Origin of the sequence: Brachybacterium sp. p3-SID1565, assembly GCF_025143785.1 — a bacterium.
Lineage (GTDB): Bacteria > Actinomycetota > Actinomycetes > Actinomycetales > Dermabacteraceae > Brachybacterium > Brachybacterium epidermidis.
In genome coordinates, this window is sequence record NZ_JAMBDS010000020.1 from 38635 (window position 1) to 47071 (window position 8437).

The window sequence follows — 8437 nt, forward strand, 5'->3', positions numbered from 1 at the left end:
ATGCTCCTATGTCAAGCCGCGAGTTGAACAGGCGACGCGGCGGGCTGCTGGGCTGCACGTAGGTCGGCGCGAAGAGCCGCAAAGACGACATCGGAGAGGCGCCGGCGCAACAGCCTCAGGGCGGCTACGCGGTCCTTGCCGCGGGCCAACTGCTTGTCGAGGTAGGGCCGGCCCGGCCCGACGCCGCGGGTCTGGGTCACGGCGATCATGTGCAGGGCGCAGTTGACGGACCGATTGCCGCCTCGGTTGAGCCGAACCTTGCCCGCGCTGGATCCCGACCAGCCCGGCACCGGCGCTGTGCCTGTGAAGCGGGCGTAGGCGTCCTTGTCGCGGAAGCGGTGCACTCCGGCTGTCTCGCCGACGATCACGGCTGCGGACAGCACGCCGCAGCCGGGGATCTCAAGCAGCGAGGGAGCGAGCCGACGAACCAGGTCCCGCAACTCTCGCTCGAGGTCGTTGATCTGTGTAGTCAGCTCCTGGCAGCGCAGCAGGTGTCGCCGGGCAAGCCTGGCCACGACGTCGTCGAAGCGTTCCAGTTCCGCCAGCAGCTCGCGTACGACCTTCTGGCGTCGCAGGCCGCGGCTGGGGATCATCAGGTCCGGGTCCAGCTCGTGGAGGTGCCAGCGAACCTGTTGAGCGATGCGGGACCGCTGAACCACCAGGTCATGACGGTGATCAGACAGAAGCTTGACCTCACGCGCAGGTCCGTCCAGCTCAGCGACGGGAAGGTCGGGGTGACGTAGCGCAGCCAGGGCTACGGCCTCGGCGTCGATCGGGTCGGACTTACCAGGTTCGCGGCTGCTGCGGCGAGCACCGGCCATGAGCCGAGTCGGCGCCCGCAGCACGCGTTGACCCGCAGCCAAGAGGTCGGATTCCAGCCGGCGGGTGAGGTGGCGGCAGTCCTCCAAGGCGAACCTGACGCCGTGCTCGTCGTGGTCGGCGAACTGTGTGGCCCACTCGACCAGCGCGAGGTGGCCCTCGGCGTTGGTCCGGACCGTCTTGGTGCCGAGTCTTCTGCCGACTTCGTCGAGCGCCACGACCGTGTGGGTGCGCTTGTGCGAGTCGGTGCCGATCATGACCATCCAGGGACCTCCTACGTCGACGGGCTATTCGGGCGCCCTGTCGGCAGCGAGGCGGGCACGCCTCAATTCAGCGCGAAACTCGCAGGCAGGCTCCTATCAAGCCACGCACCCGCTGCCGACAGGGCGCCCGACCGAGGCCGCACATCGGAGAGAAGCCACCGAGTGCCGTTCGTAACCCGGGGCAGCGAAGAAACGAGCGAACCCCGATCGGGCACGATCACTTTGACATTGACGCGAAGAAAATCGAGGCGCGGCGCAGGATCTCATTGTCCTCCCGCAACCGCTTATTCTCGGCCTTCAGACGTTTGACCTCGGCAGACTCCTCGCTCGTGATGCCGGGGCGGGTCCCGTCGTCGACCTCGGCCTGCGCCAGCCAGCGCCGCACGGACTCGCGCGAAACGCCCTCCCGCCGTGCCACTGCGGTGACGGCGGCGGTCAAGGTGGGGTACTCCTGGAGGTGCTCCCTGACGAGCCGCACGCACCTCGCGCGCAGCTGGGGATCGATCTTCTTCGGCATGCTGTCCATCCTCTCGGACTCAAACAGCAGCGGCATCAAACCTGGGCCGATTCAAGATTCACCTTGTAGTGGTAACGAGTGCGGTCCCGCACCTGGAGCGCCTGGGCCCATTCGTCTGCGAATTCTCCAACCGTTGTGCGGTCGTCCCTGCCCCGCCACGACCCGCTCTCGATGCGGCTCGCTGCATCGCCAGCCACGCGTCGGCATCCATCTTCGCCGTGAACGTCTCCGGGGCGGTACGGCGCGTCCCTGACGGGTCCAGGTAGCTCGCCTGGTACCTGCCGCTGGGAAGCTTCCGTACCGCCCCGAAGGAGCGACGTCCGCGACGTCGAGCTGCCGCTACTCTCTGACCCTCCAAGTCATGCGACAACCGTGCGCTAGTTCGGTCGTACTCCGTATGACTTGAGCCTACTGCACGCGTGCAACCGACAAGGATTCATAACCCATGAAAGTCCAGGTCAGAGGCAGAAACTAGCCTAGTATCACTCAGATGTCGTAGTACAGCTCGAACTCGTGCGGGTGGGGACGGAAGCGGAACGGATCGATCTCGGTGGTGCGCTTGAGCTCGATCCAGGTCTCGATCAGGTCCTCCGGGAACACATCGCCCTCGGTGAGGTAGTCGTGATCCGCCTCCAGGGCGTCCAGCGCAGCACCCAGGGACTCCGGCAGCTGCTTGATGAGCTTGTGCTCCTCCGGCGGCAGCTCGTACAGGTCCTTGTCGATCGGCTCCGGCGGCTCGATGCGGTTGCGGATGCCGTCGATCCCGGCCATCAGCTGCGCCGCGAAGGAGAGGTACGGGTTGGCCGAGGGGTCCGGAGCACGGAACTCGATGCGCTTGGCCTTGGGGGAGGTGCCGGTGACGGGGATCCGGATCGCCGCCGAACGATTGCGGGCCGAGTACACCATGTTCACCGGAGCCTCGAAGCCGGGCACCAGGCGCTTGAACGAGTTCACGGTGGGGTTGGTGAACGCCACCAGCGAGGGTGCGTGCTCGATGATGCCGCCGATGTACCAGCGGGCGATGTCCGAGAGCCCGCCGTAGCCGCGCTCGTCGTAGAACAGCGGCTCGCCGTCCTTCCACAGGGACTGGTGGGTGTGCATGCCCGAACCGTTGTCGCCGAACAGGGGCTTGGGCATGAAGGTGGCGGTCTTCCCCGCCTCCCACACCGTGTTCTTCACGATGTACTTGAACTTCATGACGTCGTCGGCGGCCTGCAGGAGCGTGTTGAACCGGTAGTTGATCTCCTGCTGGCCGGCGGTGCCCACCTCGTGGTGCGCGCGCTCCACCGAGAGACCCACCTCGTCGAGCACGGTGCAGATCTCATCGCGCAGATCGGCCATCTGGTCGTTCGGCGGGACCGGGAAGTAGCCGCCCTTGAGACGGGTCTTGTAGCCCTGGTTGCCGCCGTACTCGGACTCGTCGCGATCGGTGTTCCACACCGCCTCGTCGGAGTCGATCGAGTAGAAGCCGGAGTTGACGCCGGTCTTGAATCGGACGTCGTCGAAGATGTAGAACTCGGCCTCGGCGGCGAAGAAGGCGGTGTCAGCGATGCCGGTGGACTTCAGGTACTCCTCGGCCTTCGCCGCGACGGTGCGGGGGTCGCGGGAGTAGGGCTCGTCCGTGAACGGATCCACGATCGAGAAGTTCATGATGAGCGTCTTGCGCTCCCGGTACGGGTCCAGGTAGGCCGTCTCCAGGTCCGGGATGAGCTTCATGTCGGACTCGTGGATCGCCTGGAAGCCCCGGATCGAGGAGCCGTCGAAGAGCTGCCCCTGCGCGATCGCCTCCTCCGTGAAGGTGCTGGCCGGGATGTTGAAGTGCTGCATGACGCCGGGAAGGTCGCAGAAGCGGATGTCGAGGAACTCGACGTCCTCCTCCTCGATGTACTTCACGACCTCGCTGGGATTGCTGAACACATCTCCTCCATCTGCACCGTGCGGTGCGTCCTCTGGTGTCTCGAACCCCGTGGGGCGGTCGCCGCGCCCCGCTGTGGCACGGGCCGCTCCCGGGTCCTCGCCCGGGTGCGTCAAGTCTAGGGGCGGTGACGGCGGAACCCCCGGGAACAGACACCCGACGGCCGGCAGCAGCGCGACGGGCGCGTTCAGGGCCCCCCGATAGGGTGATCCCGTGATCGACCGCAACGACCTCGGCGCCTGGATCGAGGGCACCCCCCAGGATCCCGACTATGTGCCCGGCTCATCCCTGGGGCTGCCTGCGACCGGCCCTGGCTCGGTGGCCGGCACGGGGCGTCGGTTCGTCTCCCTGCTGATCGACTGGGGCCTGTGCGTGGTCACCTCGATGGTCTTCTTCCAGTACGACCCGCTGGCCACACTGCTGCTGTTCGCCGGGATGAACGTGCTGTTCCTGAGCGTTTTCGGGGCCACCCCGGCGCAGTTCGCGCTGGGACTGAGGGTGCTGCCGGTGGCGCGTCGCTGGCCGATGGTGGTGCGGGCGCTGGCCCGCACCCTGGCGATGCTCACCGTCGTCACCGCGGTGGTGTGGAACCGCGACCGGCAGCCGCTCCACGACGTGCTGGCCGGCACCGCAGTGGTGCGCGCCTGAGACGACGAGCCTCCAGCGGCCGGCCCCCACGGGGCGTCTCCGGAGCGCTCGGACCGCCGATAACGGTTGGGTCACGAAGATAACGAGCGCATAACGCCGCCCAGGTCGAGGGGCATCAGGGCCAGTGGGCCGGCGTCCCCGACAGCACGAGGGCGCCATGGGCTGCTGGTACGACGACAGTCCCCTCGATCGCTGGCACGACCAAGGCCCCATCGACCGCTGGCACGACGACGCCCCCATCGGCCGCTGGTACGACGACGGCCCCGCCGAGCGCGTGCGATACGCGCCGACGGGGCCGTGGCAGAGAGGATCAGCGCCCGCGCATGGCCTTGCGGTTGGGGCGGGCCCGCATCGGGTCCACACCCTTGGGCACGGACTGGCGGATGGAGCGGTGCAGCGCCGCCAGGCGCTTGTTCACCTGCGAGGACTCCTCCTTGGTGAGCACGCGCTTCATGCGGGTCATGTGGGTGGGGAGCTTGTGCAGGGGCACCTGGCCCTCGCCGTCGCCCACGATGATCTGGTGGATCGGCACGCCCTCGTGCTGAAGCACCCGGCGGATGCTGCGGCGCTCCTTCTCCAGCAGCTTCATCGACGGGCCGGTCTCGTCCTCTGCCACCAGGGCGATGCCGGCACGACCGGCCGCCCGGAACACCATCTTCTGGCTGCGCGGATCAACCTGAACGGGCTCCTCGTACACGTTCCAGCCGCGTCGGATCGACTGCATCGCCGCCAGCGCCGCACCGGGCTGGCCCTTGATGCGGGCGAAGGCGGCGCGCTCCGCCTTGCGCGCCAGGATCAGCATCGCGGCCAGCACACCGAAGCCGACGCCGATGAAGATGCCGTACCACGGGCTGTTGAACACCAGCCAGCTGATCAGCACGCCCAGGAGGATCGCGATCGCCAGGGCGCCCAGCATCAGCGGGGCGGTGGTGCGGTCGATCTCCTGGGTGTACTTGTACACCTCGACCATCTGCTTGATCCGGCCGGGCTTCTTGGTGCCGTCGGGGTTTCGCTTGTCGCGCGCGGGGGCGTCCTTCGCGCGGGTCGAGGTGGTCTCGCTCTTGCGGGCCATGGGGGTCTGGGGGTCCTTCCGGGTGCGTGTGGTCAGCTCGCGGCTGCCTGGCTGCGGGCCACGACGCTCGCGGCCTCCTGATGGGCGGGGGTCTGCTGGTCGAGGTGCTGGAGCTGCTCGGGGATGGGCCGGCCCAGCTTCTTCATGGCCTGGGCCCACAGCCGGCCGGCGCGGTACGAGGAGCGCACCATGGGGCCGGCCATCACGCCCAGGAAGCCCATCTCGTAGGCGGCCTCGGAAAGCTCGAGGAACTCCTCGGGCTTGACCCAGCGGTCGATCGGGTGGTGAAGCTTGGAGGGCCGCAGGTACTGGGTGATGGTGATGATGTCGCAGCCGGATTCGTGCAGGGCGTGCAGGGCGTCGAGGATCTCCTCACTGGTCTCGCCCATGCCCAGGATCAGGTTGGACTTGGTGATCATGCCGGCGTCCTTGGCCTGGGTGATCACGTCCAGGGAGCGCTCGTAGCGGAATGCGGGGCGGATCCGCTTGAAGATCCGCGGCACGGTCTCCAGGTTGTGGGCGAACACCTCCGGCCGGGAGTCGAACACCTGCTGCAGGGCGCCGGGATCGCCCTTGATGTCATCGATCAGCAGCTCCACCCCGGTGCCGGGGTTCACCGCGTGGATCTGGCGGCAGGTCTCGGCGAACAGCCCGGCGGCGCCGTCGGGCAGGTCATCGCGCGCCACGCCGGTGATGGTGGAGTAGCGCAGGCCCATCTCCTTGACGGACTGGGCCACCTTCATCGGCTCCATCGGGTCCACGGGGTTGGGCTTGCCGGTGGCGATGTCGCAGAAGTCGCAGCGGCGCGTGCAGGTGTCCCCGCCGATCAGGAACGTGGCCTCCCTGTCCTCCCAGCACTCGAAGATGTTGGGACAGCCTGCCTCCTCGCACACGGTGTGCAGGCCCTTGCCGTGCACGCGCTTCTTCATCGCGCTGTACTCCGGGCCCATCACGGCGCGGGTCTTGATCCAGCCCGGCTTGCGCTCGATCGGGACCTCGGCGTTGCGGGCTTCGACACGGAGAAGACGACGGCCTTCGGGAGCGAGTGTCACGCGCATGCCTCCTTGCTCGACAGTCCTGGCAGTCTATCGAGGTGGGGCGGCGTCCGAGTGGCCGCGACGGGGGTGCCGAGGGTGCGGTGCGCCACCAGTGCGCGCATGGCCTCCTCGGCGGCGTCGATCACCGCGGCCACGGGGATTCGCCGCCCCGCCTCCCGGCTGAGCGTGCTCACGCCCGCGTCGTCGATCCCGCAGGGGATCACGTTGCGCGACCAGGTGAGATCGTTGTCGCAGTTCAGCGCGAAGCCGTGCATCGTGGCGCGTTTCGAGACGCGCAGGCCGATGGCGGCGAGCTTGCGCTCCCCGGCCCCGTCCCGCATCCAGACACCGCTGCGCCCGTCCACCGTGGTGCCCTGGACGCCGACGCTCGCGCACACCTCGATCAGTGAACGCTCAAGGGCGCGCACGAAGCCCACCACGTCGATCGGCGCGGGCAGAGCCACGATCGGGTACCCGACGAGCTGCTGGGGTCCGTGCCAGGTGATCTTCCCTCCCCGGTCGATGTCCACCACCGGCGCCCCGTCCCTGGGGCGCTCGTGCAGGGCGGTGAGCTTGCCCGCGGTGTACACCGGCTGGTGCTCGAGCAGCAGGAGCGTGTTCGGACGATCGCCGGCGACCACCTGGGCGTGGATGCGCCGCTGGAGGTCCCAGGCGGCCATGTACTCCACGGGGCCCGGAGGAAGGGAGAACTCCTCGTGGCGGTCCCCGCCGGGAAGAGGTTCGCTGAAGCCGAGACGGATCACATCGAGCACAGGCCAAGGGTACGCCCGGTGCTACCTGCGCGTTGTGGATGACCGGCGCCGGGACCCGCCGTTGTGCGCTTCACTGCGGGCATGGACATGACGGAGGGAACCATCCTGGTGGCCACCGCGGACCGTGAGGACCTGCTCCTCGCAGCGGGGGGTGCCGAGGTGGTGCGGGTGCGGGCGCTCACCGGATTGGGGGCGCAGCTGGTGCGTGCCGAACTGCAGCTGCTGGCCTCGCTCGAGGTGGCCGGGGTGCGCGCGGCGCCGGCGGTGCTGGAGATCGAGGACGACGGCTATCTGCGCGAAGCCGGCAATCCCGTCGGGCCCGGGAGCACGGATGGTCCGCGGGCAGCGCAGGGCCGTCGCAGGGCCCTGGAGACGGCCCCCGGAACGCAGGAGCGCCAGTACCTGGCCCGGGCCCGTGAGGACCTCGACGCGCTGGTCACTGCCCTGCACGATCGGGGGTGGGTGCTGGGGGCGAGCCCGGGGGATGGCCTGGCTGCGCGTGCGGACGGCAGCGTGACCGTGCGGGACCTGAGCGGGCTGAGGGAGGAGCCCACCTCCATGGCCCGGCTGGATGACCGGATGTGGGTGGATTCCGTGCTCCATGACCAGGACCGCACCCTGCGTCGCCGCATCGACCAGCACGGTCCAGGACCGCAGCTGATTTCCGCGCAACCGGTCCGCGATCCGCAGGACCCACCGGACCTCGCTGAGGGGGCCGGGGGCGCAGCGCCCGCCCCCGATCCGCTGCCGGCTCCCCGCCGGATCCAGGCGCGCCGGCGCCAGGGCGGCATGCGGATCCGGCCGCGGGGCGAGCTGCTGCTCACCACGGCCACCGTGGTCCTGGCGGGCCTGGTGCTGGGCATCGGCGGCTGGGCTCTGCAGCGGCCCGATGCGGGGGCCCCGCCGCCGAGCGCGCATCGGGGGCCGGCCGCGGCCGCACCCGATCCGGAAGCACCGGTGTCGCAGGACGACAACGTTCCCCCCGGGTCGCCGGATGCGCCCGCGCGCAGGAACGGGCCGGTAATCGAGGATCCGGGCGCCCTGGCCGCTGAGCTCGCGGCTGCGCGGCACCTCTACGTCACCGGCGAGAGCGAGACGCCGGTGGCTGCGCAGGGCAGTCCCGCCCAGGAGCAGGACGACGCGGTGCGCGCCGCGTATGCGCCCGTCACCGTCAGCGGGGGCGAGCCTCGCATCCACGGCGCCGGCCTGGTCGAGCACTCCGCCTCGGAGGGTACCGCTGTGCTCAGCCTCGAGACCTCCACCGCTGAGCTCACCACCGTCGGCCAGGACGGCACCACCCGTAGCATCCCTGCCACCGAGCGCGCCACCGTGCACCTGCAGCTGCGCTGGGACGGCAGCACCTGGTGGATCGAAGCGGCCACCCCCGTGCCCG

7 protein-coding genes and 1 pseudogene are annotated in these 8437 nt (G+C 69.2%); 2 read left to right on the plus strand and 6 right to left on the minus strand.

All coding sequences use genetic code 11. The features are described 5' to 3' along the window. Positions 1-11: 11 nt before the first annotated feature. The 3 genes and pseudogenes from M4D54_RS06730 to glnA form a co-directional block, all read right to left on the minus strand. Entirely contained in the window at positions 12-1082 is a 1071-nt protein-coding gene (locus M4D54_RS06730; RefSeq protein WP_259890760.1) for an IS110 family transposase, read from the minus strand. Between the two features lie 238 nt (positions 1083-1320). Then, positions 1321-1599 (minus strand): annotated as a pseudogene (locus M4D54_RS06735) (transposase); the annotation flags it as partial. A gap of 486 nt (positions 1600-2085) precedes the next feature. Beyond that, on the minus strand, positions 2086-3516 hold the full coding sequence (glnA, locus tag M4D54_RS06740; RefSeq protein WP_259890762.1) for a type I glutamate--ammonia ligase: 1431 nt from the start codon (positions 3514-3516) through the stop codon (positions 2086-2088). Positions 3517-3727: 211 nt separating this feature from the next. Between glnA and M4D54_RS06745 the strand changes: the two genes are divergently transcribed. Continuing rightward, a complete protein-coding gene (locus M4D54_RS06745; RefSeq protein WP_259890763.1) occupies positions 3728-4162 on the plus strand; it encodes an RDD family protein in 435 nt (144 codons plus the stop codon). 310 nt (positions 4163-4472) lie between these two features. On the opposite strand, the gene M4D54_RS06750 is transcribed toward M4D54_RS06745, so the two are convergent. The 3 genes from M4D54_RS06750 to lipB are packed head-to-tail and all read right to left on the minus strand — an operon-like array spanning position 4473 to position 7044. After that, positions 4473-5234 (minus strand): DUF4191 domain-containing protein, encoded by a 762-nt coding sequence (locus M4D54_RS06750; RefSeq protein WP_259890764.1) that lies wholly within the window; start codon positions 5232-5234, stop codon positions 4473-4475. Between the two features lie 32 nt (positions 5235-5266). Beyond that, on the minus strand, positions 5267-6286 hold the full coding sequence (gene lipA / locus M4D54_RS06755) for a lipoyl synthase (RefSeq protein ID WP_259789130.1): 1020 nt from the start codon (positions 6284-6286) through the stop codon (positions 5267-5269). Next, positions 6283-7044, minus strand: coding sequence for a lipoyl(octanoyl) transferase LipB (gene lipB / locus M4D54_RS06760; protein WP_193865872.1), 762 nt, complete (start codon positions 7042-7044; stop codon positions 6283-6285). Before lipB ends, lipA begins: the two co-directional genes overlap by 4 nt. Before the next feature lie 81 nt (positions 7045-7125). Between lipB and M4D54_RS06765 the strand changes: the two genes are divergently transcribed. Continuing rightward, positions 7126-8437, plus strand: a 1312-nt coding sequence (locus M4D54_RS06765) for a hypothetical protein (RefSeq protein WP_259890765.1), incomplete at its 3' end; no start/stop codon positions are given.

Excerpts from the sequence above, each read along its gene's own strand:
- M4D54_RS06730 (WP_259890760.1), bottom strand. The coding sequence starts at position 1,082 with ATGGTCATGATCGGCACCGACTCGCACAAGCGCACCCACACGGTCGTG.
- M4D54_RS06750 (WP_259890764.1), bottom strand. The coding sequence starts at position 5,234 with ATGGCCCGCAAGAGCGAGACCACCTCGACCCGCGCGAAGGACGCCCCC.